The following is a 26,134-nucleotide window of genomic DNA, read 5'->3' on the forward strand; positions in this document are numbered from 1 at the left end:
ATTTTACTTCTTAGTAAACTGCATTATTTGTCCATTATCTAAAATTGTCATGTCAAACGCATTTTTAGCTTCATTAAATTTAAATTTTAATCCCGCTCTTTTCGATTCAAATGTGTCTTTTTCGCCTGCTACAGGCTCTAATGTAAACTTAGGATAATTTGGAAGTTCTGCAACTAAAGCGCTGTTTTTTTCTGTCAGTTCAATAGTTAAAGGAGATTTTGCCGTAGCATATTTACCTAAATATCCATCTAAAATAATATCTTTTTCTAATTTACCTTTTGCTGCTGTCCAAACATTATTTGAGTCGTTGTTGTCTGGAAAAACATGATCAGGATCTAGCGTAATGCTTTCTATTTCTTCTGTAGAATTGTGTTTGAAAGACCAGCTGTTATTACGTTGCCATACTTCTACCGGAAGATTAACTCTAGTTACTTTTCCGCTTTTTGTTTTCACATCTAAAACAATTGGCATTGGCATTTTATCAAAATTTTCAACTGTGATAATAGCACCTTTAGCAGGATCATTTTTTACATATTTTACAGAATTAACGCCTTGATCAAAACGCCAATTATTTACGTACCAGCTTCTCCAGAACCAGCTTAAGTCTTCACCAGCCACATTTTCCATAGATCTAAAGAAATCATCTGGTTGTGGATGCTTATATGCCCAACGCTGAATATAGGTTCTAAAAGCAGTATCAAAACGCTCTTTTCCTAAAATCTGTTCTCTTAAAATCACTAAACCTGCGCTTGGTTTAAAGTAGCATAACATACCAATATTAGCTTCCTTCATGTTATCAGGAGAGCTCATAATTGTTTCTAAGTCGGGTCTAGTAAACGGTTCTGCTTGCTCGTGCAAATCTGTTGGCTGTTCTTTGTACTCTCCATTATTAAATGCAGCAGTGCTTAACGAGTTAATAAAAGTGTTAAATCCTTCATCCATCCAAGCAAATAATCTTTCATTTGAACCTACAATCATTGGGAACCAAATATGTCCAAATTCATGATCTGTAACTCCCCATAAATCTGCTCCTTTAGATTTCCATCCGCAGAAAACAATTCCAGGATATTCCATACCACCTTCGTTACCTGCAACGTTTGTAGCTGCTGGATAAGGATATTCGAACCATTGTTTAGAATAATGTTCGATTGAAGCTTTCACATATTCTGTAGAACGTCCATACGCACCTTGCCCATCACTTTCAACTGGATAAGCAGACAATGCTAATGATTTTTTACCACTTGGAAGGTTAATTTTAGCTCCGTCTAAGATAAAAGCTGGAGAAGATGCCCAAGAAAAATCACGTGCATTTTTGATTTTATAATGCCATGTTTTTTCAGTTCCTGAATTGCTATTTGCCGTTGCGTTAACTTCATCGGCAGTACGGATCATAACTGTTTTGTCACTGTTTGAAGCGTCTTTATATCTTTTTAATTGCTCAGCAGAAAATACTTCCTGACCGTTTAGCAATTCTCCTGAAGCTACAACATAGTGATTTCCTGGAACTGTAAGTTTCACATCAAAATCTCCATATTCTAAGTAGAACTCAGACGCACCTAAATAAGGAGCTGTATTCCATCCTCTAACATCATCATACACACACATACGTGGGTACCACTGTGCAATCGTAAAGATTTTTCCGTTTTTAGTTTCCAAAACTCCCATTCTATCAGATCCCTCGAAAGGCGCGATGAAAGAAAATTCGATTTTAACTTTTACAGAGCCTCCTTTTGCAGCTAATTCTTGTGGAAGAAAAATCTGCATTCTTGTGTCTGTAATTATATATTTAGCAACTGTTTCTGTTTTAGTTTTTCCACCAGTAATTACTTTTACAGATTTAATTTTATTTCCACCATCAAAAACTTGACCTTGGGCTCCGTTACGGCTTCCTGTCAAAGGCACGATAGCGTTTCCTCTAGAATCTTCTTTGAATAAGTTCTGATCTAAATTCAGCCAAAGAAATGATAATTTATTAGGGCTATTATTCGTATAAGTAATTTCATCTGTCCCTACAATCTCATTTGTAGTTCCGTTTAATTTTGCCGTAATCTGATAATCGGCTCTATTCTGCCAATACTCAACTCCTGGTTCACCACTTGCAGTACGAGTTGATGTAGCATTTTTAGTGTAAAAATGAGGTCCAAAGGCATCATGATAATTGTAATTGTTTACCGGATTTGCTGCTGTCGCTGACGGAGTTTGCTGCGCCCATACTGAAGAAATCCCAAAAAATAAAGCCGCGGTTAAAATGGCTCTTGCAGATTGCTTTTTCATATTTTTTAGCTGTTTATGTAGCAAATTAATGAAAAAAAAAGCTATTTACAGAGAAACTTTAAAACATAAATTCAATTTTAGCAAAATTTTATCAATAAAATAATTTAAGCCTTTTTCTTAAAAAACTAAATTTTATAAAATATATTTACATCTCTATAAAAAACATTCATTTTATATTTCAACATTGTGACTACAACTATTTCAAATTCAATATTAAAAGCTTCCATTAAACATGCTGGAGCTGAATTATTTTCATTAAAAGACAATCAAGAAAACGAATATATCTGGGAAGGCAATCCAGATTTTTGGGGCAAACATTCTCCCGTACTTTTTCCAATTGTAGGAACTTTAAAAAATAACAGCTATACAATCAATGAGAAAGAATACCATTTGCCACGACATGGTTTTGCTCGTGACATGGACTTTGAATTGATTGAAAAAACGGAAAACAAAGCCGTTTTCTCTCTTAAATCTTCTGAAGAAACATTACAGAAATATCCTTTTGAATTTGAATTACAGCTTATTTATACGCTTAATGAAAACGCATTGGAGCTTGAATACAAAGTCATTAATAAAGGAAAAGAAAAGATGCCTTTTTCTATTGGAGCGCACCCAGCAATTGCTCTTCCCGATCATTTTGAAAATTATGCGCTTCAATTTGAAAAAGAAGAAAGTTTAAAATATTACCTTCTTGAAAACGATTTGATTTCGTCTAAAACTAAAATTTTAGAAACAAAAAACAATTTAGTTCCTTTAAATTATGAGCTATTTAAGAACGATGCTTTAATCTTTAAAACACTAGAATCAAAATCTTTAACCATTTTAAACAATTCAAAACCTTATATAAAAGTTGATTATAAAGATTTTCCAAGTCTAGGAATCTGGACAAAAGAAAACGCACCTTTTATCTGCATTGAACCGTGGCTTGGATATTCTGATACTGATGAAAATACAGGTGATTTATACCACAAAGAAGGAATTTTGATATTGGAAGCAAACAAAGATTTCAGTGCAAAATTTAGTATAACAACATTATAATAAAGAAAATGTTAGATTTTAACTTTACTCCATTTCCTGCAATAGAAACAGAACGCATAATTCTAGACCGCCTTAACAACAAAGACGTACAGGAAGTTTTTGAACTACGTTCTAATCCTGAAATCATGAAATTTATTCCAAGACCTTTAGCAAAAAATCATGAAGATGCTTTGGAACACATCAAAATAATCAATGATAAAATTGACGATAACACTGGAATAAATTGGAGTATCAGACTAAAAGGAAATCCTAAATTGCTTGGAATTATTGGTTTTTACAGATTGCAACCTGAAAATTACCGAGCAGAAATAGGCTATATGCTTTCACCTGATTATCATGGAAAAGGAATTATTCCAGAAGCTGTAAACCGACTAATTAAATTTGGTTTTGAAGATTTAAAACTTCACTCCATAGAAGCTGTAATTGATCCAGAAAATTATGCCTCAGAAAAGGTATTACAAAAATGTGGATTTGTTAAAGAAGCTCATTTAAAAGAATCAGAATTTTGGGAAGGAAAATTTCTTGACAAGGTAATTTATTCATTATTAGAAAAGTAGAATTTTACCCTTGTTAAAATAATCTTATAGGCACTTGTTCTCTAGCATTATACGTTATATTTGCGCTCGAAATCAGCTAAAAAGCTGTTTGAAATCCAAAACCTTTTTATGAAAAAAATACCCGCCCTACTTGTTCTTTTATTTTGTATGCAATTACAAAGTCAGACATTTGTAAAATTTAACGGAGCAACTGCTTTGTTTTTAGTTCCTAATATTGGAATAGAAACTAGCATTGGAGAGAAAACAACTTTTAGTGCCGATGTAATGGCTTCTTTCTGGGAATCGTTTAACGGACACAATCCAATGAAATTTATTACTATTACTCCAGAAGTACGTTACCATTTTAAAGAAAAATATAACGGTTTTTATGTAGGAGGACATATTGGAGCTGATAAATACGAATTGCAAAAATGGAACTATTGGAACAGTAACCGTTATGAAGATGGTTTTGGATATAGACTTGGTGCTACTGTGGGTTACAACCTAAAACTAAGTGATAAGTTTTTACTTGACTTTTTTGTAGGCGGTGGATGGCACCAAGGTTTTTATAAAGGATATTATAATGATGGAACTCCGGGAAGATATGAAAAAGCCCCGAATTATAATAAAAGTGGTGAATGGCTTCCGTACCGTGGAGGTGTTATGATTTCATATAAATTATAAAATCAGCTTAACTTAGGAAGCGTTTTTACATAAAGCTCTTCTACTTTTTTACGAGCCCAATCTGTTTTTCTCAAGAATGTAAGACTCGATTTTACACTCGGATTCGAATTAAAGCATTTTACTGGAATTAATTCTCCTAAAGTATCAAATCCATAATGATTGACTAAAGTTTCGACAATTTTTTGAAGCGTAATTCCGTGAAGGGGATCTTTAGATTGATTTTGCATTTTATACTTTTTAGATAATAAATCAAAAAGACCGTACTAGGAAAAGTACGGTCTTTTCTTTTTGCAAAATTACTAAAATAGAATTTTACGATAATCAAATAAAGAATAAATTAGAATACGAATTTAAATCCTACAGAAACAGGAGAAGTCAAATTTGGGTTACTTCCTGCTAATGCTGTATTGTAAAACGGATCTACATTGGCAACATGTGCTAAACCAAAATTGGTAACTGTAGTTTTGTCTCCAGTTTTAGGATCAAGTGTAGTTGATGTAAAGTTGGCCAAATCATAAGAAAACTCCACAGAGAAATTTTTGGTTACGAAATAATCAAATCCACCTGATAAAGACAATCCAACTTGATTTACTTTTAACTCACTTTCTTTTTCTTTACCGGTAATAATAGGCACTGCCAATTGTCCGAAGAAATAAAGTGAGCCAGCAACATTCCAGTATTTTCTAACTAAAGGCTGCGCTACAAATAGATTTGTTTTTGCTGCAGTTCCAGCATCAGAATCTGCTTTAATGTTGATAAAACCAACTCCTGCACCTACAGCAACAGATGGCGTTACAAATGTTCCAACAATTGGCAATACAGATAATGTAGTGTTTTTTTCATCTGCCGTTTTCGTTTGTTGATAACCGAATTGAGAGGTTGCAAACCATGCTCCTTTTAGTCCTTGAGTTGAATCCTGGGCTTTAGCGGTTAAACCCATAATTACAACGCCGACTAGCGTTACAATTTTTTTCATTATTAAATTTGTTTTAGAAATTATGAGACAAACTTAAAAGGAAGCGTTTTTGTCCTAGATGATTAAAATCATAGATTAAAAAAAAACTTTAATTATCTTAGCCCTCATGAAATTTTTCAATTTTGTCTTACATTTGCAGCTATGATAAAATCAGTCAATATATTAAACAAAAGAGCCCGATTCGATTACGAAATAATCGATACATACACTGCTGGAATTGTTTTGGCAGGAACAGAAATTAAATCTATACGTTTAGGGAAAGCAAACATTACCGAAAGTTTTTGTGAATTCAGTGGTATGGAACTTTTTGCCATTAATACTTATATTGAAGAATATTCTTTTGGAAATCAATTCAATCATAAATCTAGAAGTGAGCGAAAATTACTTTTAAATAAAAAGGAGTTAAAAACGCTACATAAAAGTGTACAGGCAAAAGGACTTACTATTATCCCTTTGAAATTGTTTACAAATGAAAAAGGTTTAGCCAAATTACAGATTGGTCTTTGTAAAGGAAAGAAAAACTATGACAAACGAGAATCTCTAAAGGAGCAAGATACCAAACGAGATTTAGACCGCATTAAAAAAGCTTACAACTAGTAAGCTTTTTTATTTTTATACAAAACACTTATAATTAACATTTTATAGTTATTTTTACTTATAACCAATTTAACTGTAAAATATGAAAAAGTACTTAGTTTTGTTTTTCGCTATTGCAGCGTTTTCAAGTTGTAGCAGTAATACTTCTATTGTAAACAGCTGGAGAGATCCTGATGTAACGATTGCTCAGGAACAATTTAAAAAAGTTTTGGTTGTCGCTTTGGTCAAAGATGAAGCTTCGAGACGAATTACAGAAAACAGAATTGCTGCAAGCAATCCAGTATTTAAAACGTCGTATCAATACTTAAATGCAACTTCACAATTATCACAAGAACAAAAACTAAAGGTTTTACAAGACGAAAATTTTGACGGAGTAATCAGTATGCGATTAGTCAGCAAAGAAAAAGAAGTTAATTATGTTCCTGGCACTTATACAGGAATGTATTATGGCGGTTTTGACGGAATGTATACAGGAATGTACGGTTATGGATTTGGAAACTGGTACGGAATGTATTCTCCAAATTTTTACGATCCTGGATATTACCAAGAAACTACATCTTACATGGTAGAAACCAATGTTTTTTCGCTAAAACAAAACAAATTAATCTGGACAGGAACTACAGAATCGCAATATGTTACCGATTTAGGGCAAACCGTTGATGCAATAATGCAAGCTGTTGTAAAAGAAATGAGAAAGGACGGATCGCTTCCTCCAAAATAAAATATCGAAGCAGTATACTTTTGAAATACTGCTTTTCTTTCACTTAAAAAATTGACTAATTTTGTCAAGACTAAATATTTCATAAAATGAAATCGCTTTTAAAAAACGCTAGAGAACAAAAAGGTTTAAAAACTCGTGAATTAGCTCAGCTTGCTAATATTGATCAAGCTTTGATCAGTAAATTTGAATCTGGAACTCGAAGACCTACCAAAGACCAAGTCATTAAACTTTCTCAACTTTTAGAGATTGATTATGAGACTTTAATGGTTGCTTGGCTTAAAGAGAAAATTCTTTATGAAATTGGGGGTGATGATCTTGCTTTAAAGGCGCTAAAAGTTGCCGAAGACGAAATCAAATACAATAAAACGGTTTCGAATCTTAAGTTATCTACTTCGTTAGAGAAAATTCTAAAAGAGATTGATGCTTTAAAAGAAAAATTAGATTCTTATAGACAGTACGACAGTTTTAAGATCAAACAAGCTCTCGAATTAGAATATACTTTTGAAAGTAATAGGATTGAGGGAAACACAATGACTCTTCGTGAAACAGATATGGTTATCAATGAAGGCTTAACAATTTCTGGCAAAAGCATGCGCGAACATCTTGAAGCCATTAATCATCAGGAAGCTATTGGTTTTATAAAAGAGTTAATGAGCAAAAACAATTCATTAAACGAACGTGATCTTTTATCAATTCACAATTTAATTTTAAGAGGAATAATTCCTGAAGATGCTGGACGTTATAGAAAAGTTCAGGTCATGATTCAAGGAAGCAGTCACATGCCTCCTCAATCTTTAATGGTTCCACAAGAAATGGAAGAATATTTTAATTGGTATGAAATTAATAAAAATAAATTACACCCTATTATTCTTGCTGCTGAAATGCATGAAAGATTAGTTACAATTCATCCATTTATTGACGGAAACGGCAGAACTTCAAGATTAATTATGAATTTAATACTAATGCAAAAAGGTTATCCTATTGCTAACATTAAAGGTGATTATGAAACTCGAATGCAATATTATCAGTCTTTAGAAATTGCTCAAACCAAAAAAGACAAAGAAGATTTTTTTCTGTTTATAGCTCAAAAAGAAAAAGAAAGTCTGGAAAGATATATTTCAATTCTTACACAATAAAAAAAGCCCAGCTAAAAACTGGGCTTCGTATTAATTTTTATCTTCTAATAAAGGAACAAATCTAAACTCTCCAAACTCATGTTTTTCAAATTGAGTTTCATTCTTTCTGATTAATAAAGTCATAATCTGAACATCTTCTCCTAAAGGAATAACAAGCCTTCCTCCTATTTTTAACTGAGCCATTAAAGGCTGCGGAATAAAAGGCGCACCTGCTGTAACTATAATACTATCAAACGGAGCAAAATTTGGCAATCCTTTATAACCATCTCCAAAAGAAACATGCTTTGGACGGATATTTAACTTTGGGAACAAATTAGAAGTTGTTTTAAACAATTCACTTTGTCTTTCAACGGTAAATACTTTAGCGCCTAACATAAATAAAACGGCAGTCTGATAACCAGAACCTGTTCCTATTTCCAAAACTTTATGATCTTTCTTAACTTCAAGCAATTGCGACTGGAAAGCCACCGTATAAGGTTGAGAAATGGTTTGTCCTGCGCCAATAGGAAATGCCTTGTCTTGATAAGCGAAATCTTCAAAACTTGAATTTAAAAAAAGGTGTCTTGGGATTTTTTTAATGGCATCCAAAACCGCTCTATCAGTAATTCCTTTTTGTTCTAAAGTGGTTACTAATTGATTGCGAAGTCCTTGATGTTTGGCAGTGTCTTTCAAAATGGGTAGGTTTTATTTTCGCAAAAATAAGAAACAAAACAGGATTTCAAATATTGATTTTTAAATATTAAATTAATAAAGATAAAAGTTGAAAGTCAAAAGCCAATATTTGTCAGGCTAAGCGTAGTCAAAGCTCTTCGTGTTCTAAACTTTACGCCTTTCGACATCTCTCAAGACGATAAGCTAGAAGCCGAAACACTCAACCAATAAACTAATAGCTCACAACTCATAATTAGTTAAATTCATTTTCACGTTAAACAAATAAATTATATTTTTGTTTAAAATACATTCTCATGTTAAAAGTAGGAGTTTTAGGTGCTGGTCATCTTGGTAAAATACATTTACGCTTATTACAACAATCTGACAAATACGAATTAGTTGGATTTTACGACGAAAATCAAGAAAATGCCGAAAGAATCTCTAAAGAGTTTGGCTATAAAAACTTCAGCACAATTGCAAAACTTATTCACGCTGTCGACGTGATTGACATTGTAACTCCAACACTTTCACACTATAAATGTGCAAAAGTTGCCATCAAATCAGGAAAACACATCTTTATTGAAAAACCCATCGCTAATACGGTTGAAGAAGCCGAAGAAATTATTGCTTTGGCAAAAGAGTACAATATAAAAGGGCAAGTTGGTCACGTAGAGCGTTTTAATCCCGCTTTTATCGCTACAAAAAACATGATCGAAAACCCGATGTTTATAGAAACACATCGTTTGGCTGAATTTAATCCTCGTGGTACAGACGTCCCTGTGGTATTAGACTTAATGATTCATGATATTGATGCCATTTTAAGTGTAGTAAATTCAAAAGTAAAAGATATTCACGCCAGTGGTGTATCTGTAATTAGCGATACTCCAGATATTGCCAATGCCAGAATTGAATTCGAAAATGGTTGTGTAGCGAACTTAACAGCAAGCAGAATCTCATTAAAAAACATGCGTAAGTCACGTTTCTTCCAAAAAGATGCTTACATTTCTGTTGACTTCTTAGAAAAGAAATGCGAAGTGGTCCGTATGAAAGATGCGCCAGAAGTTCCTGGAGATTTTGACATGATTCTTCAAAACGCTGAAGGAGTAAAAAAACAAATCTATTTCACCAATCCAGATGTGGAGCAAAACAATGCAATTCTGGACGAATTAGAATCTTTTGCAAATGCAATCAATACAGATACTACACCAGTTGTAACATTGGAGCAAGCTACAGATGCTTTGCGCGTGGCTTATCAAATTATTGATTGTTTCGATAAATAATTTAAAGAATTTTAAAAATAAATTAGCCACGAAATTCGCGATCAAGTTGCGAATTCGTGGCTAAATCGTAAAATATAATATACTAAAGGTAATATGAAAACAATAGCTGTAATTGGAGCAGGAACAATGGGTAACGGAATTGCACATACTTTTGCGCAAAGCGGATTTACTGTAAAATTAATAGATGTTTCTGAAAAATCATTAGATAAAGGAATGGCAACCATTGCTGCTAACCTAGATCGTATGCTTTCTAAAGGAACAATTACTCAAGAAGATGTTGCTAAAACTATCACCAATATTATTACTTACACAGATATAAAAGACGGTGTTGTTGGTGTAGATTTAGTAGTTGAAGCAGCAACTGAAAATGTTGAATTAAAACTAAATATCTTCAAACAATTAAACGAATATTGCTCGCACAATACCATTTTAGCAACCAATACTTCTTCTATTTCAATTACACAAATTGGAGCTGTTGTAGCACATCCTGAACGTGTTATAGGAATGCACTTTATGAATCCGGTGCCGATTATGAAATTAGTCGAAATCATCCGCGGATACAATACAAGCGATGAAGTAACTAAAATCATCATGACTTTATCTGAAAAATTAGGTAAAGTTCCTGTTGAAGTAAACGATTATCCAGGTTTCGTAGCAAACAGAATCTTAATGCCAATGCTAAATGAAGCAATAGAAACGTTATACAACAAAGTCGCAGGAGTTTACGAAATTGACACTGTAATGAAATTAGGAATGGGACATCCAATGGGACCACTTCAATTAGCTGATTTCATAGGTCTTGACGTTTGTCTAGCCATCTTAAATGTAATGTATGACGGATTCAAAAATCCAAAATATGCCCCTTGCCCACTTTTAGTAAACATGGTGAGAGCAGGTAAACTTGGAGTAAAATCTGGAGAAGGTTTTTACGATTACAGCGAAAGCAAAAAGGCTGAGAAAATCTCGAAGCAATTTTTGTAAAATCTGATTTGTTCAATGAAAAAAATAATCTTTCTAGTCATTCTAATAATTTTTAGTTTAATTACTCTTTATTATTACAAACCAGTGACTATTGATTATTTATTTGGAATAACTAGAACTTTAAAGCAAGAAAATGGATATCAACTGGATATCAACAACAAAAGGTATGACAATTGTGTCTTTAAAAGTACCGAGAGTTTTGATAAAAAGCGAAAACACAATTTTTTAATTTTATATTTAAGAGATTTAAATATAAAATCAGACTTTAAAATAATCGTTGTAAATCTTGATGATAAAGTAGTAGGCTATTTTTGTGGTTCTGATAAGTGCTATGACAAAGTATTTGGCACTCTTTTTCAAAGTGATATGGGTTCTTTTTATACTCCTTTAGAGGATGATGCAAAAGGGCCTGGATTCGATACTAAATTAAAAATGGAAAGTAAAAAAATAGATTTTTACATTCCATCAGAAAGAAATGAAAGCTTACATATTCAGCTTTCAAAAAAATAAATAAAATGTCAATAGCATCAAACTTAAATACAATCAAAGCAACTTTACCTGAACAGGTAACTCTTGTTGCCGTTTCTAAAACAAAACCTGTTTCAGACTTATTACAAGCGTACGAAGCAGGCCAACGCATTTTTGGAGAAAACAAAATTCAGGAAATGACGGAGAAATGGGAACAAATGCCAAAAGACACTCAATGGCATATGATTGGTCATGTTCAGTCGAATAAAGTCAAATTTATGGCTCCGTACGTGACTTTGATTCATGGTGTTGACAGTTTAAAATTATTACAGGAAATCAACAAGCAAGCTTTAAAAAATAAAAGAATTATAGATTGCCTTCTTCAAATTTATATTGCAGAAGAAGAATCTAAATTTGGTTTGGATGAAAACGAATTAAATGAACTTTTAACTTCTCCAGAGTTTAAAGAGTTAAAAAATATTCGTATCTTAGGTTTAATGGGAATGGCAACTTTTACCGAAGACCAAAACCAAATAAAGAAAGAATTCACACATTTAAAATCTATTTTTGATTCTATCCAAAAACTGCAAATTGTTGATTTAAAAACAATTTCAATGGGAATGTCTGGTGATTATCAATTGGCCATAGAATGCGGGAGCACAATGGTAAGAATTGGAAGCAGCATTTTTGGCGGACGTTAACATCAAAGACCACAATCGTAAGACGCCCTGCGGTGCGCCTCTACGGAAAAACTGAACACTAATTCGATAACATCGAAACTGAACACTGAAGAATAAATTTGTACGCAATACTAGACATAGAAACTACAGGAGGACAATTTAATGAAGAGGGAATTACTGAAATCGCCATCTACAAATTTGATGGGCATGAAGTAGTAGACCAATTCATCAGCCTTGTCAATCCTGAAATTCCGATTCAGCCCTTTGTGGTAAAACTAACTGGAATTAATAATGCGATGTTGCGTTCTGCTCCAAAGTTTTACGAAATTGCCAAACGCATTATCGAAATCACTTCAGACTCTGTAATTGTGGCTCACAATGCTTCTTTTGACTATAGAATCCTTAGAACAGAATTTCGCCGTTTAGGCTACGATTTCGAAGCCAGAACACTTTGTACAGTTGAATTAGCCAAAAAACTAATTCCAGAACAACCTTCATACAGTCTAGGCAAACTAGTGCGTGCACTCGGAATTCCTATGGCAGACAGGCATCGTGCAAGCGGAGACGCTATGGCAACGACAAAGCTGTTTAAAATGCTTTTGGAAAAAGACACCGAGAAAACAATTGTAAAAGATTTTATAAAACTTGAAGTCGAAAAAGGAATTTCTCCAAAACTCTTAGATATCTTAAATCAAATGCCAGCCAAAACAGGCGTTTATTATATTTATAACGAAGGGGGAACTTTGATCTATATTGGCAAAAGTCAAAATATCAAAAAAAGAGTCAATCAGCATTTTACTGGAGTTACAACCAAAAGCAAAAGAATTCAGACTGAAGTCTTTACCATAACTTACGATGAAACTGGAAGCGAATTAATCGCCCTTTTAAAAGAAAGTCAGGAAGTAAAAATAAATCGTCCGAGATACAATCGTTCGCAAAAGAAAACGGTTTTTCCTTTCGCCTTGTATGCCGAAAAAGATGAAAACGGATACATCAATTTAAAACTTGAAAAAGCAGACGGACGTAAAAAAGAAATAACCTCTTTTGCTTCTTTGCAAGAAGGTAAAAATGCACTTTTTAGGTTTACAGCAAAATATCATTTGTGCCAAAAACTAACTGGTTTATATCAAACCAAAAAAGAGTGTTTTCAATATAAAATCAAAGAATGTGACGGCGCTTGCATTGGCGAAGTTACACCAGAAGTTTACAATTTAAGAGTACAGCAGTTTATCTCAGAAAATAGTTTCGATAATAAAAGCATGATATTAATAGACAGAGGCCGAAATGTAAACGAAAGAAGTGCTATTTTAATAGAAAACGGAACCTATCAAGGTTATGCTTATTACGATTTGAATCATCAAATCACCAATATTGATATCCTGAAAAACATTCTGATTCCAATGCAGCATAATCGTGATGTGAAAAATATCATTCAGAATTACATCCGAAAAAGCAAATCATTAAAGATACTTCATTTTTAACAAAACAAAACTTTCATTATCTTTAATGATATGAAAAATAAAAAATCACAATACGAAATCTTCAGGGAAAAAGTCAAAATTATTCTATATGGTACCAATACCATTTTAGGACGAATGTTCGATTTAGTATTGCTGGGTTTAATCCTACTGAGTGTTCTCCTAATAATGCTTGATACTGTTGAAGGAGTCAGCTCTAAATATCATGAACAATTATTGATATGCGAATGGATAATTACAGTTTTTTTTACTATCGAATATATACTGAGAATTATTTCTATACAAAAACCAGTTAAATACGTTTTCAGCTTTTACGGAATCATCGATTTGCTTGCCGTATTACCCATGTATTTATCGATCTTTTTTCCTGGTGCGAGTATTTTATCCATTGTAAGAGCACTGCGTTTTCTTCGATTGTTCAAGATTTTGCATATTCCGCAAATTAATCATCAATCTTTACAATTAAAAGAAGCTATAGAAGCCAGTAAAGAAAAAATTCTGGTTTTCATTTATTTTGTCTTAATCAGCACCGTTATAATCGGTACAGTCATGTATTTGGTTGAAGGCAAAGAATCAGGATTTACAAGTATTCCGATGGGAATTTACTGGACAATTGTTACTTTAACAACCGTTGGTTATGGCGACATTTCTCCTCAAACTCCTTTAGGACAATTTATTGCAGCATTTGTAATGATTTTAGGTTACGGAATAATTGCTGTTCCAACAGGAATTGTTACAGCCGAATTTGCAAAAAGCAGCCTAAGAAACAATTCCGTAAGCGGAAAAAAAACATGCCGAAAATGTCAGTCGCAAGTTCATTTTGACAATGCAAAATATTGTTACGAATGCGGAACAGAATTGCCAAATAATTAATTTTAGAAGCTAATCCAGCTGTACATTGCAACTCCTCCTTATATTTGTAATTTTTTAAGGCATAAAAGGAGCTTCCGCTGGTCGCTCTTTTACACCAAAAAAATACAACAAATATAAGTCCGGGGTTTCCATTTCCATCTGGGCTAAAAAATATGAAGTACCTTATAACCATTGTCGGACCAACAGCTATCGGGAAAACAGCCCTAAGCATTGCTTTGGCACAGCATTTTAAATGCGAAATTGTTTCTTGCGACAGCCGTCAGTTTTTTAAAGAAATGACCATTGGAACCGCTGTTCCAAGTCAGGAAGAATTAAGTGCTGCAAAACACCATTTTATTCAAAACAAATCCATTTTCGAGAATTATACCGTTGGCGATTACGAAAAAGAAGCACTTTTAAAACTAGAAGAATTATATCAAAATAATGACTTCGCCATTTTAATTGGCGGATCAGGTTTATACGTTGATGCCATATTAAAAGGTTTTGACGAATTTCCAGAAATTCCTTCAGAAATTCGTGCCGAAGTAAATTCAAACTATAAAAAATTCGGAATCGAATATCTTCAAGAACAATTACAAAATTTAGATCCAGATTATTATCAAAAAATAACGATCGAAAATCCGCAGACCTTACAAAATCCGCAACGAATGATGCGTTTTGTAGAAGTTTGTATTGGATCTCAAAAACCCTATTCTTCATTCTTAAATTTAAAGAAAAACAACAGAAACTTCACTCTTATTTTAATTGGTTTAGATGCCGACAGAGAAATCATTTATAACAGAATCAACCAACGTGTCGATATTATGATGGATATGGGATTATTGGAAGAAGCCAAATCACTTTATCCTAACAAAGAGTTAAATGCTTTACAAACGGTCGGTTATAGAGAATTATTTAGTTATTTTGACGGAGATTTCACTTTGCCATTCGCAATTGAAGAAATAAAAAAGAACACACGCCGATTTTCTAAAAGACAATTAACGTGGTTTAAACGAAATGAAAACACCAAATGGTTTGATTATTCGACTGATAGAAATGAGATTATAAATTACATAGAAAACCTTCTAAAATAGAAGTCTTTTCTCTTTCATCTTTATTCTATTTTCCGCAGGAAAAATCTAAAATCAACAATCTAAAATCTAAAATTAGCAATGCCTATATCACCAAATTTCACATCAGTTTTGAGTAAAGATTGGGAAATTAATTTTACACAATGTACGCCAAATGGCTACTTAAAATACACCGATTTATGCAATCTTTTACAGCTTACAGCTGCTGCACATTCAGAAGTTGGCGGAATCAGTTTTACAGATATGCAAGAATTTGATCAGGCTTGGGTTTTAAGCAGAATGCGTGTAGAAATTACTGAATTACCAAAATGGCAAGATGTTGTAACAGTAAAAACTTGGATTAATAGTCTTGAAAATTCACGTTCGGTTCGTGCGCTTGAAATGTATGTAAATGGGAAAAAGATTGTTGGAAGCGAAACCTATTGGGCCGTTTTTAATACCAAAGCACGTCGCCCAGAAGCTTTAGCTTTGCCTTATGAACATTTCGAATTGTTCCCAGAAAAAAGAGCAACAACAGAAGGTTTTTCTAAAATAAATATCAACCACGAAAAAGAAGCTGTTTTCGAAAAAACAGTTTATTTGTCAGATCTAGATATTGTAAACCACGTCAATAACGTAAAATACTTAGAGTGGTGTCTGGACCATGTCGATCCAAGAAGAATTATAAAACAAGAAGTAAAAAGCTTTGAAATGAATTTCATGAAAGAGCTTTCATTGCAAGACAATGTAGTAATTCACGAAAGCGAAGACGACGATCATACAACAGCAACATTCAGCATTACGAAAGACGATAAAACTTGTTTTGCTTTAGAATTGCATTGGAAATAAAATAGAAATTCCATTCCTACAAGGTTTTTAAAACCTTGCAGGAGCTTATAGCTAATAAAAAAACGATGCTAAATTGCATCGTTTTTTGTTTAAAAATTACTTTGATTTCTTTTTAGAGCCTTTCTTAGATTTATCCTCTTTCTTCTCTTTCTTCTTTTTCAACAAATCAACTTTAACTTTAATTCTTTTCTCCACTTCACTAATTCCAGAGTCATAATCATGCTGAATAGAATATAATTTTGCTTGCTTAATTTCTTTTAAAGCTTCTTTAAATTTGTGCTGTACTTCTAACAGAATTGTTTTTTTGATGTAAATTTCAGACTTGTTTATTCCTTTTACAGTTAAAGCAAAATCAATTAGCTTTTGAGCATCTTCATAATCTTCATTCACAATCAAGGTTTGCAAATAATACGGATATACTTCAAGAGCATGAATATTAATAGATAAAGCTTGCTGAAAATAAGATTTTGCCTCTTCATAATTCATTAACTGTTCTGCCTGAATTCTTCCGTATAAACATAAAACCATTGTATTTTTTGAATCATAAGAAAAAGCATAATCCAAAGATTCTATAGTTTCTTCAAGCGAATAAGGATAATTATCCAAGGCTTGAAAAAGGTATTTATCAATTGTTTTCATTTCGTAAATCATTTTTTAATTTCTGACGAGTCCCTTTGTAACTTTTCTCCACTTTATTCTTTTTAAAATCACTTCCAGTAAAAACTCTCACTGGATTACCTCGCTCTACATTGAGCTGATTTTCCCACTGTTTTCCCACATGATTTTTAAGCTGAATCAGTTTCTCGTCTTCTAGTTTTTTAATCAATCTCTCGGTTGCCAGTTTTTTGTTTTGATGCTGCGAACGGCTGTCCATAGAAACTACTGCAATTCCGGTTGGAATATGCGTTGCTCTGATTGCAGAACTTACTTTATTTACGTGCTGACCACCTGCGCCCGAGCTTCTCATGGCCTGATATTGAATATCGTTTTCAGAAAATAAGTTGTTTTTCTGTTGTTCAATTTCAAAGATTCCAATAAACCAGTTTTTACGCTTGTGCATTTTCCTAAACTGACTTTGACCAATCCACTGAACTGTTCCTATCCAAGAATTCACAAACTGATCAGCATTCTTTCCTTTTATAGCAATTGAAGCTGTTTCTACAGTTCCGTTTTCAGTTCCTGCTTCTCTTTGCAGCAAAACAGTTTCCAATTGCTGTTCTTGTGCTTCTTCAAGTACTTTTTTAAGCACTTGGGCAACCACCCAAGTACATTCTGCAGGTCCGCGACCCGCTGTTATCTGAATTATTCTTTCCATTTTTCTAATATCTTAAGAAGCTTTTCTCTGTTTTTTGCTTCTTTAATAAATTTTGGAAGTCTTGAAACCATTGTTCCATTGCCGCTTCCATTATTATTTCTTTCTCTTAAGTCGGCTTTAATATATTTTTCCAAGTACATTATGTGTTCATAATTATAAACCCAAAAAATATTTCCTTTGATTTCTTTTTGAAACCAAAGAAGCAAATTATGCCATGGCTCTCTTACTAAACCGTCTTTCTTAGCTTCTTTTCTAATTCTAGAAACCCCTGGCTTTATTTCTTCCTGAAAACTGCAATACGGGCATTTAACCTGATAGGTTTCTGGAATCTCTTTAAGAATCTGAGATTCGTAATCGAATTTTTCATAACAATTGCCACAATAATGCTTGCCATATGCTTTGTATTGATAAACAGGTTCATCAATCTTATAAAAACACGTTTTGCATTCGAAAGCCATTGTAGTACATTTTCCGCATTCACAATTTTCAGGCACTTCTTTTAAAACTCCTTTAGATTCACATTTGGGGCATCTTACGAAAATCTCGTTATAAAAATTTCCCAACCATTTATTTTCGTCTTGAAATCTTTCCATAATTTTTAATTTTTAGCGGTCCATCCTAACAATTTTAGGCGTAAATGTTCCTAAAACTTCAACTAATTCTGTTTGGTTTGCCATTACTTTTGTAATGTCTTTATAAGCCATTGGCGCTTCATCAATATTTCCACCAATCAAGGTTACATTGTTGGCTTTCAAAACCTTTTTAATCTCACTTTGCGTAAAAGTACTTTTGCATTTAGCTCTCGAAAACAAACGTCCCGCACCATGCGAAGCAGAGTTTAAACTTTCTGCATTTCCTTTTCCTTTTACAATAAAACCTGGCGCTGTCATAGAACCTGGAATAATTCCCAATTGTCCTTCATCCGCAGGTGTAGCTCCTTTTCTATGTACAATACATTCTTGACCGTTTACCATTTCTTTCCAAGCAAAATTGTGGTGATTTTCTATTGTTACCACTACTCTTTTTCCAATCGCTTTAGCAATTCTTCTATGAATATCATCGTGACAAGCTTTTGCATATTCTCCAGCCAAATTCATAGCCAGCCAATATTCCTGACCATCATGTGTATTCAAATCTAGCCAAGCTAAATGCTGTACATTTTTTGGCAACGGACATTGTTTTGTGGCCAAATAAGTATAATGTTTCGCAATATTAGCACCCAATCCGCGGGAACCGCTATGCGAAAGAACAGCAAAATATTCTCCTTTATCCAACTTCCATTCATTCTCAGGATTATCGATTTTTGCAATTCCGAATTCTACAAAATGATTTCCTCCTCCTGAAGTTCCCAGTTGTTTGTAAGCTTTTGGTAAAAGATTCTTTAACAACGGAATATCCTTGAATTCACTTTTATAAAATACTTCATGATCTACTCTTGAAGCATGCGTCTCATACATTCCAAACTTCGTATTGTCTTTCAAAATAGCTTCTAACTGATGTTCTTTTCCTTTAAAATGAGAAGCTGGCAAATCAAAAATAGAAAGACTCATTCTGCATCCAATATCAACACCAACTCCATACGGAATAACGGCATTGTCTGTTGCTAAAACGCCTCCAATAGGCAATCCGTAGCCTGAGTGCGCATCTGGCATTAAAGCTCCAGCAACTGATACCGGAAGTTTCAACGAATCGTACAATTGAAATTTAGCCTGTTCGTCTATTTCATTCTCACCAAAAATCTTAAAAGGCGCTCTTGTATTTTTAAGCTGATGCATTCTTACCTGAACGGGTTTGATTAAACCTTCGGCTACTTTACCCCAAGTTCCATTTCCTTCATATTTTTCAGGATTTAACAATACATCCTTTGCTTCTGTTAGAATAGATTCCTTTTTTTCTCTTTTTCTATATCTGTTTATCTGCCCTAAGGCGATATTTATTGAATTGTTTTTTGGAAAACCTAATTTAATAAGGTCTTTTCCAGATAATTTATTTCCCATGATTTTCTATCATTTCGTCTGCATATTGCTGATACAAAGCATGCAAACTTTTATTTTTAATTGGGCTTATCTCTTTTGGATTCTCCTTTTCATAGTAACTCCATTTATGAGAACTGCCGTGTATTAATCTATTTATTTTATCTCTCAGATTATGATTAACAATATAATTGTCAAGAAGCTGAATTTGGCTTTCCAAATCTGAATCGACCATTCTAGTATGTGTTATCATATAAGGGCTAACTCGAAAAACATATCGCCAAGGTTCGTTAAATACATAATGAATTTTGTATCGTTTAAAATTGCTGCACCAACGTTCCCTTTTGTAAAAATGTGCTTTTTCTTTTTCGGTCAATTCTAATTTTGAACTTCTCCATTCCCATTCCGAAAATTCTTTTACAGTCTGGAGTTTTTCAACATACAGATGTCTTCTTTTTCTTTTTTTCTTTCTTTTAAAAGATTTTTCAGGAGAAAACTGCCATGTATTTATTTTTTCCAATAATTCTCTGTAAAATGGTGCTTCACTTGATCTAGCAATATCATCTCTTAATTTAAAATTACGTTGCCAGCCTTTTTGATACGGAATTTCCAAAGGAACCAATGGTAAGTCTTTACGCTTTTTCCAAAGGTCGATTTCAATTTTTCTTAACTGGATTAATTGTTTTTCAAAATCTTCTTTTACTAATCTTTTCTTTTTTCTTTTACTTTTAAAACGAGTACATAATGCATACTCGTTTACCGTATAATTTTCCATAAAAAAAATTATCGTGCATTAAATTAACAGCCAAAAAGGCCAAACTATTTATCCTGATGGATAAATTCTAAAAATCGATTTTCGGGAAAATTTTGAAGAGTCTAGAATAAAAAAAAGCCCGAAACTTATTGTCTTCGAGCTTTTTTTATATATCTAAAAATATATTTCTAAGATTGAAATAAGCCACGAAGAATTGCTTCACCAAATACGTTTGGTGTAAAGCTCTGAGATGTCAATGTAAGTACAAACATTTTTTCTTCGTTTTAAAGGGTTATTAATTTTTTCGTGTGCAAATATTCAGAATACTTTTTTGATTTTCCAAATTTATTTAAAGAAAATTCCTCAAAACAAATTCCACCATTATATTTTAAACTTTTAAAACCTACACTATTGTTTTTAGAATCAAACAATTAAAAGCAAATCTATATCACAAAAAATAAATCAAAATATTTTAATTTCATGCACAAAAAAAGCCCTGATTTCTCAGAGCTTATCTATTTTTTTTGCTGAATGATTATTCAGAAACTTTGCTTTTTATTACCAATCTGAAACCTTCACCGTGAATGTTTAAGATTTCAACATCTTCATCTGCTTTTAGATATTTTCTCAATTTAGCGATGTAAACGTCCATACTTCTTGATGTAAAGTAATTATCATCTCTCCAGATTTTGGTTAAAGCTAATTCTCTTGGCATTAAATCATTTTCATGAAGAATAAGCATTTTTAACAATTCATTTTCTTTTGGAGACAATTTAATAGGCTCTTCATCTTGGAAAGTCAAGAATCTTAGTTTTGAATTTAAGTGGAATTTTCCAATATTAAACTCAAACTGTACTTGTTCTGCTTTTGTATCAGCTGATTTTCTCTGAATGATTGCTTTAATCTTCATCAAAAGCACTTCTGAATCAAAAGGTTTATTTAAATAGTCGTCTGCACCAGCTTTATACCCTTTTAACACATCTTCTTTCATAGATTTTGCTGTTAAAAAGATAATTGGCACTTCACTGTTCTTCTCTCTAATTTCTTTGGCCAAAGTATAACCATCTTTATAAGGCATCATTACGTCAAGAATACATAAATCGTACACATCTTTCTTGAACTTCTCGAAACCTTCCATACCGTTTTTAGCTAAAGTAACTTCAAAGTCATTTAACATTAGATAATCTTTAAGAACCGCCCCAAAATTTAGGTCATCTTCTACTAAAAGTATTCTTTTGTTAGTATTTTCCATATTTTAATTTATTAATGGTATTTTTATTATAAAGGTGCTACCTTTTCCTTTTTCGCTTTCTACATATACTTGACCATTGTGATCCTCTACTATTCTTTTTACGTAAGCAAGTCCTAAACCGTGTCCTTTTACATTATGAAGATCCCCTGTGTGTTCTCTGTAAAATTTCTCAAACACTCGTTTTTGAGCTATCTTACTCATTCCCAGTCCATGATCTCTCACTTTTATCAGGATCATATCTTTAATGTTTTCAGTAAAGATTTCGATCTCTGGTGCGTCTGGAGAATATTTAATGGCATTTTCCAAAATATTAACCAGCACGTTTGTAAAGTGAACTTCATTAATCAAACAAGTTGTTCTTGCTGCGTTATAATGCTTTACTACAGAACCATTTCTGTCTTCTAAAATAAGATTAACATGCTCAATAGCATCGTCAATTATATCTGTAACAACAGTTGGCTCTTTTGTTATGTCAAGTTCTCTTTTTTCTAATTTTGAAATACGGAGAACATTCTCAACTTGAGCGTGCATTCTTTTGTTTTCATCTCGAATCATTTGAAGATAACGATACACTTTTTCTTTATCTTCAATAACTTTCGGACTTCTAATAGCATCTAATGCTAGGTTTATAGTTGCAATAGGAGTTTTAAACTCATGCGTCATGTTATTAATAAAATCGGTCTTGATTTCAGAAATGTGTTTCTGACGCAATAATTGATTTAACGCACTTGTATATGCAACTATTATAATTAATGTAAAAACTATTGACAAAATAGTAATACTTAATAATTCAGATAATAAGAATTTCTTTTTGTGCGGAAAAGTAACTGATAATTCATATTTGCTATTCCCTTCATTATCTGTATAAATTGGAATATCATATGTGGATTCTTTATCAAAATGAAATCCATCGGATTTAATCTTTGTTGGAACGCCACTGCTGTATATTCCGAATTCAAATTTGGTTTTTACACCATATTCTTCCAGTTCTTTTTTCAATAATTTAAAAAGCCTTTCCTTTGTAACTCTCCCTTCAATTGGAGTTAGAGAAGCAATATCTTTGTATTGAATCTGCTGTTGAACTTTATTTAAAATATCTAAACTTCCTGATTTTTCAAATCTTTGATCAGGAATTATACTTTGACCTAAATTATTATTATCAATTCCGTTGTGGTTATTATAAACTTCAGTTATTCTTTTTGAACTAAAATTTTTAAAACGCTCGCTACTGAATTTTTTGTTAAAAACAGAGCCATTAATATCGTAATCTTCCGATGTCAATGTGCTTGAATAAACGATTGTTTTATTCGTTTTTGTGTTTCTTTGTACATAAAGTACTTCTAGTAAATCTTCTTTTTTTGGAATTTTACCCGTACTGTCTTTAATACGGTTGTATTTGTCGTAGAAACTGTACTCTTCTTGTTGTTCCAGCTTGTCTGCAACATTTCCAATTACTTGAGTAACGTGGTATTTAAATTGCTCTTCATTATTTTTGAACGAAGAATTGAACCAAAACACTTGCACCAGAATTATCCCTATCAAGGACAAACTCATCAATAAAACAAGTATTCTAAAAAATAATTTATTCATCGAAACAAAATTAATATTTTAACAATATACTAAATAATACATTAACCAAATATTAACATTTAAGACTGTTTTTGTTTTATATTTAAAATTTTAAGAATTTTAACAACTTCTTCTTTAGCATTTTTAAGATTATTGTTATTAATCACGAAATTGCTCTTAGAAATTCGTTTTTCATCATTCCACTGCATTTTCATTCTACTTAAAACTTCTTCTCGGGTGGTTTTATCTCGTTTTATAACCCTATCAATTCTTACCTCTTCGGGAGCTGTTACGGTTATAATTACGTCACAATCTTTATATCGGCCGCTTTCAAATAAAATAGCTGCTTCATACATTACATAATCATTATTCTTGTGCTCTTTTACCCAATCATCAAAATCTAATTTTACAGCTGGATGCACAATCGCATTTAATTTTGCCAATTGTTCTTTATCATTAAAAACAATTTGTGCTAGTTTAGCACGATTTAAAACTTCACCATCAAAAATATTGCCACCAAATGCAGCTTTTACTTCTGACAAAATGTTTTTTGACTGCATTACTCTTTTAGCACCGTCATCGGCAATATAAACAGGAACACCCATTTCTTGAAAATAGTTGGCAACAGTCGTTTTCCCGCTGCCAATTCCTCCTGTAAGACCAATAACTTTTGTCATTCTTATAATTTAAAAAACATACGCGGAAAAGCCTCTTGTGGTTTTTTCTTTAATAAAATTACTTTAATGTAGGATTTTAAAAATCCTGTTCCGTAACCAAAAAACTGTTTCCACACTGCAATTACAGACAGGTATCCAATTTTGATACTTTTATTTTGAATACTGGCTGTAAGAAAAATTATAACGAAATATACGAAATATAATTGTAATAAAATATCGTTATTAAAAATTAACAATAAAAAAGCTAATAATAATCCGAGTATAAATAAAGTCGGAAAGAAGAAAGTTAATTTATTATGCTCTGGATACCAACTATTTAAAATAGGTCGAGCAATCCCAAATTTATTTACTTGGATCGAGAATTTTTCCCAATCAATTCTTCTTTTATGATACACATAAGCTTCTTTAAAAAGCCTTGTCTCGAAGCCTAAATTCCATAAACGAATTGATAAATCTGGATCTTCACCCGGGTGAATGTTTCCAAATCCTTTTGATGCCTCAAAAGCTTTCTTAGAAATCCCCATATTAAAACTGCGTGGCTGAAACTTGTTTATCTTCTCCGAACCACCTCTAATTCCACCTGTAGTCAAGAAAGAAGTCATAGCAAAATTGATGGCTTTTTGGATATCAGAAAAACTATCTAATGCTTTATCAGGACCTCCAAAACAGTCTACATAATTTGCATCTAATTCTTTACGAACTTCGGTTAAATATTGTGACGGTATAATGCAATCTGAATCAAAAATGATAAAATAATCACCTCTAGCTCTCTGCATCCCAAAATTTCTAGAATCTCCAGGACCAGAGTTTTCTTTAAAGTAGTATGATATATTTAATTTTCCTTGATAATTCATCACCACATCCCGACATGGAATAGAAGATCCATCTTCGACAAGAACAATTTCAAAAGCTTCATTATAATCAGATTTTGAGAGACTTTCCAAAAGCTCATCAACTTCATCAGGACGATTATACACGGGTATAATTAAAGAAAAAATCATAGCAGAATGTGCGTTATTAAAGGGTATATTTTTATTGTTGTAAAATTTTAACAAAGATATGGTATATTCACAAAAAAACCATCAACTTTTGGTTGATGGTTTTTCGTTTTACCAAGTAAAAATATATTATTTGATACTTTCAATCTCAACAACTTCGTTAGTATCTGCGTTGTAATCAACACCAGGAACTTCGAATCCGAATAAATTTAAGAAATCACTTCTGTAACCCGCTAAATCACCAATTTCTGGCAATGTTTCAGTTGTAGCTTCCAACCAAAGTTTAGCCACTTTTTCTTGAACATCTTCACGCATTTCCCAATCATCAATTCTGATTCTTCCTTTTTCATCAACAGGAACTTCAGAACCATTATACAATCTGTCTTGGAATAAACGCTGAATTTGCTCAATACAACCTTCGTGAATCCCTTCTTCTTTCATTATTTTATATAAAAGAGAAATATACAATGGAATTACTGGAATTGCAGAACTTGCTTGAGTAACTAAAGCTTTATTTACAGAAACAAAAGCTCTTCCTCCGATAGATTTTAAAGAATCTTCGATAGTAAATGCAGTAGCCTCTAGGTGATCTTTTGCACGACCAATTGTTCCTTTTCTGTAAACTGCTTCTGTTAAAGCTGGCCCGATATACGAATAAGCAACTGTTGTAGCTCCTTCAGCTAATAAATTTTCAGCTTTCAAAGCATCAATCCACATTGCCCAATCTTCACCTCCCATTACCGCTACAGTATTTTCAATATCTTCCTCATTTGCAGGAGCGATAGAAACATCTGAAACTTTTCCTGTGTGAAAATCAACAGTTTTATTCGTAAAAGTTTGTCCTATTGGTTTTAAAACTGAACGATGCGTAACTCCTGTATTTGGATTTGTACGTACTGGAGACGCTAAACTATAAATTATAAGATCTACTTGTCCTAAATCTGCTTTAATCAAATCTAAAGTTTCTCTTTTGATTTCGTTTGAGAACGCATCACCATTGATACTTTTTGCATATAAACCTGCTTTATGAGCTTCTTTTTCGAATGCTGCAGAATTATACCATCCTGGAGAAGCTGTTTTTCCTTCAACTGGCGGTTTTTCAAAAAATACTCCAATTGTTGATGCACCAGAACCAAAAGCACTAGTAATTCTTGAAGCCAATCCGAAACCTGTAGAAGCACCGATTACTAAAACTTTTTTAGCACCAGCAATTTCTCCTTTAGATTTTACGTATTCGATTTGATTTTTTACATTTTGCTCAGCTCCCGTTGGATGGGCAGTCAAACAAATAAATCCTCTCATTCTAGGTTCTATAATCATCTTGC

28 protein-coding genes are annotated in these 26,134 nt (G+C 32.7%); 14 read left to right on the plus strand and 14 right to left on the minus strand.

Going from position 1 to position 26,134, the window contains the following annotated elements; all coding sequences use genetic code 11:
* Window positions 1-3: 3 nt before the first annotated feature.
* Window positions 4-2,274 (minus strand): M1 family metallopeptidase, encoded by a 2,271-nt coding sequence (locus ACFO3N_RS19365; protein WP_379800526.1) that lies wholly within the window; start codon window positions 2,272-2,274, stop codon window positions 4-6.
* Between the two features lie 186 nt (window positions 2,275-2,460).
* Between ACFO3N_RS19365 and ACFO3N_RS19370 the strand changes: the two genes are divergently transcribed.
* From ACFO3N_RS19370 to ACFO3N_RS19380, 3 genes are all read left to right on the plus strand, one after another.
* Window positions 2,461-3,312 (plus strand): aldose 1-epimerase family protein, encoded by an 852-nt coding sequence (locus ACFO3N_RS19370; protein ID WP_379800528.1) that lies wholly within the window; start codon window positions 2,461-2,463, stop codon window positions 3,310-3,312.
* Window positions 3,313-3,320: 8 nt separating this feature from the next.
* Window positions 3,321-3,869, plus strand: coding sequence for a GNAT family N-acetyltransferase (locus ACFO3N_RS19375; RefSeq protein ID WP_379800530.1), 549 nt, complete (start codon window positions 3,321-3,323; stop codon window positions 3,867-3,869).
* Between the two features lie 108 nt (window positions 3,870-3,977).
* Entirely contained in the window at window positions 3,978-4,532 is a 555-nt protein-coding gene (locus ACFO3N_RS19380) for a DUF3575 domain-containing protein (protein WP_379800533.1), read from the plus strand.
* A gap of 2 nt (window positions 4,533-4,534) precedes the next feature.
* On the opposite strand, the gene ACFO3N_RS19385 is transcribed toward ACFO3N_RS19380, so the two are convergent.
* Together ACFO3N_RS19385 and ACFO3N_RS19390 are read right to left on the minus strand one after the other, a co-directional pair.
* Window positions 4,535-4,759: a VF530 family protein gene (locus ACFO3N_RS19385; RefSeq protein ID WP_320492653.1), complete on the minus strand. Its 225-nt coding sequence runs from the start codon at window positions 4,757-4,759 to the stop codon at window positions 4,535-4,537.
* A 110-nt stretch (window positions 4,760-4,869) separates the two neighbouring features.
* Complete coding sequence (locus tag ACFO3N_RS19390; protein WP_379800535.1) at window positions 4,870-5,508, minus strand: hypothetical protein; 639 nt, start codon at window positions 5,506-5,508, stop codon at window positions 4,870-4,872.
* 141 nt (window positions 5,509-5,649) lie between these two features.
* Between ACFO3N_RS19390 and smpB the strand changes: the two genes are divergently transcribed.
* The 3 genes from smpB (at window position 5,650) to ACFO3N_RS19405 (ending at window position 7,962) form a co-directional block, all read left to right on the plus strand.
* On the plus strand, window positions 5,650-6,105 hold the full coding sequence (gene smpB, locus ACFO3N_RS19395) for an SsrA-binding protein SmpB (RefSeq protein WP_095927676.1): 456 nt from the start codon (window positions 5,650-5,652) through the stop codon (window positions 6,103-6,105).
* A gap of 82 nt (window positions 6,106-6,187) precedes the next feature.
* Window positions 6,188-6,826 (plus strand): putative periplasmic lipoprotein, encoded by a 639-nt coding sequence (locus ACFO3N_RS19400; protein WP_250835699.1) that lies wholly within the window; start codon window positions 6,188-6,190, stop codon window positions 6,824-6,826.
* An 86-nt stretch (window positions 6,827-6,912) separates the two neighbouring features.
* Window positions 6,913-7,962 carry a Fic family protein gene (locus ACFO3N_RS19405; protein ID WP_379800537.1) on the plus strand — a complete coding sequence of 350 codons (1,050 nt, stop codon included), beginning with the start codon at window positions 6,913-6,915 and terminating at the stop codon, window positions 7,960-7,962.
* 30 nt (window positions 7,963-7,992) lie between these two features.
* On the opposite strand, the gene ACFO3N_RS19410 is transcribed toward ACFO3N_RS19405, so the two are convergent.
* Window positions 7,993-8,634 (minus strand): protein-L-isoaspartate(D-aspartate) O-methyltransferase, encoded by a 642-nt coding sequence (locus tag ACFO3N_RS19410; protein ID WP_250835697.1) that lies wholly within the window; start codon window positions 8,632-8,634, stop codon window positions 7,993-7,995.
* A 293-nt stretch (window positions 8,635-8,927) separates the two neighbouring features.
* On the opposite strand from ACFO3N_RS19410, the gene ACFO3N_RS19415 reads away from it, so the two are divergent.
* The 8 genes from ACFO3N_RS19415 to ACFO3N_RS19450 all read left to right on the plus strand — a co-directional run bounded on the left by ACFO3N_RS19415 (window position 8,928) and on the right by ACFO3N_RS19450 (window position 16,271).
* The gene (locus ACFO3N_RS19415; RefSeq protein WP_379800539.1) at window positions 8,928-9,893 is read left to right on the plus strand and encodes a Gfo/Idh/MocA family protein; all 966 of its coding nucleotides are present in this window, start codon (window positions 8,928-8,930) and stop codon (window positions 9,891-9,893) included.
* A gap of 93 nt (window positions 9,894-9,986) precedes the next feature.
* The gene (locus ACFO3N_RS19420) at window positions 9,987-10,874 is read left to right on the plus strand and encodes a 3-hydroxyacyl-CoA dehydrogenase family protein (protein WP_095927681.1); all 888 of its coding nucleotides are present in this window, start codon (window positions 9,987-9,989) and stop codon (window positions 10,872-10,874) included.
* A 15-nt stretch (window positions 10,875-10,889) separates the two neighbouring features.
* Window positions 10,890-11,384 carry a hypothetical protein gene (locus tag ACFO3N_RS19425; RefSeq protein ID WP_379800541.1) on the plus strand — a complete coding sequence of 165 codons (495 nt, stop codon included), beginning with the start codon at window positions 10,890-10,892 and terminating at the stop codon, window positions 11,382-11,384.
* Between the two features lie 5 nt (window positions 11,385-11,389).
* On the plus strand, window positions 11,390-12,043 hold the full coding sequence (locus ACFO3N_RS19430; protein WP_379800543.1) for a YggS family pyridoxal phosphate-dependent enzyme: 654 nt from the start codon (window positions 11,390-11,392) through the stop codon (window positions 12,041-12,043).
* Between the two features lie 98 nt (window positions 12,044-12,141).
* Window positions 12,142-13,503, plus strand: a complete 1,362-nt coding sequence (locus ACFO3N_RS19435) for an exonuclease domain-containing protein (protein WP_379800545.1) — start codon at window positions 12,142-12,144, stop codon at window positions 13,501-13,503.
* Between the two features lie 30 nt (window positions 13,504-13,533).
* A complete protein-coding gene (locus ACFO3N_RS19440; RefSeq protein WP_379800547.1) occupies window positions 13,534-14,373 on the plus strand; it encodes an ion transporter in 840 nt (279 codons plus the stop codon).
* A gap of 152 nt (window positions 14,374-14,525) precedes the next feature.
* Window positions 14,526-15,446 (plus strand): tRNA (adenosine(37)-N6)-dimethylallyltransferase MiaA, encoded by a 921-nt coding sequence (gene miaA / locus ACFO3N_RS19445; protein ID WP_379800549.1) that lies wholly within the window; start codon window positions 14,526-14,528, stop codon window positions 15,444-15,446.
* Between the two features lie 78 nt (window positions 15,447-15,524).
* On the plus strand, window positions 15,525-16,271 hold the full coding sequence (locus ACFO3N_RS19450) for an acyl-[acyl-carrier-protein] thioesterase (RefSeq protein ID WP_379800551.1): 747 nt from the start codon (window positions 15,525-15,527) through the stop codon (window positions 16,269-16,271).
* A 96-nt stretch (window positions 16,272-16,367) separates the two neighbouring features.
* Here the strand turns inward: ACFO3N_RS19450 and ACFO3N_RS19455 are convergent, their stop codons facing one another.
* The 10 genes from ACFO3N_RS19455 to fabV form a co-directional block, all read right to left on the minus strand.
* Window positions 16,368-16,910 carry a hypothetical protein gene (locus ACFO3N_RS19455; RefSeq protein ID WP_379800553.1) on the minus strand — a complete coding sequence of 181 codons (543 nt, stop codon included), beginning with the start codon at window positions 16,908-16,910 and terminating at the stop codon, window positions 16,368-16,370.
* Window positions 16,897-17,586 (minus strand): peptide chain release factor H, encoded by a 690-nt coding sequence (gene prfH, locus ACFO3N_RS19460; RefSeq protein ID WP_379800555.1) that lies wholly within the window; start codon window positions 17,584-17,586, stop codon window positions 16,897-16,899. The genes ACFO3N_RS19455 and prfH overlap by 14 nt, the downstream gene beginning before the upstream one ends.
* Window positions 17,574-18,179 carry a hypothetical protein gene (locus tag ACFO3N_RS19465; RefSeq protein ID WP_379800557.1) on the minus strand — a complete coding sequence of 202 codons (606 nt, stop codon included), beginning with the start codon at window positions 18,177-18,179 and terminating at the stop codon, window positions 17,574-17,576. The genes prfH and ACFO3N_RS19465 overlap by 13 nt, the downstream gene beginning before the upstream one ends.
* Before the next feature lie 12 nt (window positions 18,180-18,191).
* Window positions 18,192-19,583 carry an RtcB family protein gene (locus ACFO3N_RS19470; RefSeq protein WP_379800559.1) on the minus strand — a complete coding sequence of 464 codons (1,392 nt, stop codon included), beginning with the start codon at window positions 19,581-19,583 and terminating at the stop codon, window positions 18,192-18,194.
* Window positions 19,573-20,334, minus strand: coding sequence for a hypothetical protein (locus ACFO3N_RS19475; protein ID WP_379800561.1), 762 nt, complete (start codon window positions 20,332-20,334; stop codon window positions 19,573-19,575). Before ACFO3N_RS19475 ends, ACFO3N_RS19470 begins: the two co-directional genes overlap by 11 nt.
* A gap of 514 nt (window positions 20,335-20,848) precedes the next feature.
* Window positions 20,849-21,565, minus strand: a complete 717-nt coding sequence (locus ACFO3N_RS19480) for a response regulator transcription factor (RefSeq protein ID WP_095927693.1) — start codon at window positions 21,563-21,565, stop codon at window positions 20,849-20,851.
* Between the two features lie 3 nt (window positions 21,566-21,568).
* Complete coding sequence (locus ACFO3N_RS19485; RefSeq protein WP_379800564.1) at window positions 21,569-23,155, minus strand: sensor histidine kinase; 1,587 nt, start codon at window positions 23,153-23,155, stop codon at window positions 21,569-21,571.
* A gap of 59 nt (window positions 23,156-23,214) precedes the next feature.
* Window positions 23,215-23,811, minus strand: a complete 597-nt coding sequence (gene coaE, locus ACFO3N_RS19490; RefSeq protein ID WP_379800566.1) for a dephospho-CoA kinase — start codon at window positions 23,809-23,811, stop codon at window positions 23,215-23,217.
* Window positions 23,812-23,813: 2 nt separating this feature from the next.
* Entirely contained in the window at window positions 23,814-24,812 is a 999-nt protein-coding gene (locus tag ACFO3N_RS19495; RefSeq protein WP_379800568.1) for a glycosyltransferase family 2 protein, read from the minus strand.
* 126 nt (window positions 24,813-24,938) lie between these two features.
* The gene (fabV, locus tag ACFO3N_RS19500) at window positions 24,939-26,129 is read right to left on the minus strand and encodes an enoyl-ACP reductase FabV (RefSeq protein ID WP_379800570.1); all 1,191 of its coding nucleotides are present in this window, start codon (window positions 26,127-26,129) and stop codon (window positions 24,939-24,941) included.
* Window positions 26,130-26,134 lie beyond the last annotated feature (5 nt).

This window comes from Flavobacterium chungangensis (assembly GCF_042654045.1).
GTDB classification, from domain to species: domain Bacteria; phylum Bacteroidota; class Bacteroidia; order Flavobacteriales; family Flavobacteriaceae; genus Flavobacterium; species Flavobacterium chungangensis.

Excerpts from the sequence above, each read along its gene's own strand:
- ACFO3N_RS19365 (WP_379800526.1), bottom strand. The coding sequence starts at position 2,274 with ATGAAAAAGCAATCTGCAAGAGCCATTTTAACCGCGGCTTTATTTTTT.
- ACFO3N_RS19375 (WP_379800530.1), top strand. The coding sequence starts at position 3,321 with ATGTTAGATTTTAACTTTACTCCATTTCCTGCAATAGAAACAGAACGC.
- ACFO3N_RS19380 (WP_379800533.1), top strand. The coding sequence starts at position 3,978 with ATGAAAAAAATACCCGCCCTACTTGTTCTTTTATTTTGTATGCAATTA.
- ACFO3N_RS19385 (WP_320492653.1), bottom strand. The coding sequence starts at position 4,759 with ATGCAAAATCAATCTAAAGATCCCCTTCACGGAATTACGCTTCAAAAA.
- ACFO3N_RS19390 (WP_379800535.1), bottom strand. The coding sequence starts at position 5,508 with ATGAAAAAAATTGTAACGCTAGTCGGCGTTGTAATTATGGGTTTAACC.
- smpB (WP_095927676.1), top strand. The coding sequence starts at position 5,650 with ATGATAAAATCAGTCAATATATTAAACAAAAGAGCCCGATTCGATTAC.
- ACFO3N_RS19400 (WP_250835699.1), top strand. The coding sequence starts at position 6,188 with ATGAAAAAGTACTTAGTTTTGTTTTTCGCTATTGCAGCGTTTTCAAGT.
- ACFO3N_RS19405 (WP_379800537.1), top strand. The coding sequence starts at position 6,913 with ATGAAATCGCTTTTAAAAAACGCTAGAGAACAAAAAGGTTTAAAAACT.
- ACFO3N_RS19415 (WP_379800539.1), top strand. The coding sequence starts at position 8,928 with ATGTTAAAAGTAGGAGTTTTAGGTGCTGGTCATCTTGGTAAAATACAT.
- ACFO3N_RS19420 (WP_095927681.1), top strand. The coding sequence starts at position 9,987 with ATGAAAACAATAGCTGTAATTGGAGCAGGAACAATGGGTAACGGAATT.
- ACFO3N_RS19425 (WP_379800541.1), top strand. The coding sequence starts at position 10,890 with ATGAAAAAAATAATCTTTCTAGTCATTCTAATAATTTTTAGTTTAATT.
- ACFO3N_RS19430 (WP_379800543.1), top strand. The coding sequence starts at position 11,390 with ATGTCAATAGCATCAAACTTAAATACAATCAAAGCAACTTTACCTGAA.
- ACFO3N_RS19440 (WP_379800547.1), top strand. The coding sequence starts at position 13,534 with ATGAAAAATAAAAAATCACAATACGAAATCTTCAGGGAAAAAGTCAAA.
- miaA (WP_379800549.1), top strand. The coding sequence starts at position 14,526 with ATGAAGTACCTTATAACCATTGTCGGACCAACAGCTATCGGGAAAACA.
- ACFO3N_RS19450 (WP_379800551.1), top strand. The coding sequence starts at position 15,525 with ATGCCTATATCACCAAATTTCACATCAGTTTTGAGTAAAGATTGGGAA.
- ACFO3N_RS19455 (WP_379800553.1), bottom strand. The coding sequence starts at position 16,910 with ATGAAAACAATTGATAAATACCTTTTTCAAGCCTTGGATAATTATCCT.
- prfH (WP_379800555.1), bottom strand. The coding sequence starts at position 17,586 with ATGGAAAGAATAATTCAGATAACAGCGGGTCGCGGACCTGCAGAATGT.
- ACFO3N_RS19465 (WP_379800557.1), bottom strand. The coding sequence starts at position 18,179 with ATGGAAAGATTTCAAGACGAAAATAAATGGTTGGGAAATTTTTATAAC.
- ACFO3N_RS19470 (WP_379800559.1), bottom strand. The coding sequence starts at position 19,583 with ATGGGAAATAAATTATCTGGAAAAGACCTTATTAAATTAGGTTTTCCA.
- ACFO3N_RS19475 (WP_379800561.1), bottom strand. The coding sequence starts at position 20,334 with ATGGAAAATTATACGGTAAACGAGTATGCATTATGTACTCGTTTTAAA.
- ACFO3N_RS19480 (WP_095927693.1), bottom strand. The coding sequence starts at position 21,565 with ATGGAAAATACTAACAAAAGAATACTTTTAGTAGAAGATGACCTAAAT.
- ACFO3N_RS19485 (WP_379800564.1), bottom strand. The coding sequence starts at position 23,155 with ATGAATAAATTATTTTTTAGAATACTTGTTTTATTGATGAGTTTGTCC.
- coaE (WP_379800566.1), bottom strand. The coding sequence starts at position 23,811 with ATGACAAAAGTTATTGGTCTTACAGGAGGAATTGGCAGCGGGAAAACG.
- ACFO3N_RS19495 (WP_379800568.1), bottom strand. The coding sequence starts at position 24,812 with ATGATTTTTTCTTTAATTATACCCGTGTATAATCGTCCTGATGAAGTT.
- fabV (WP_379800570.1), bottom strand. The coding sequence starts at position 26,129 with ATGATTATAGAACCTAGAATGAGAGGATTTATTTGTTTGACTGCCCAT.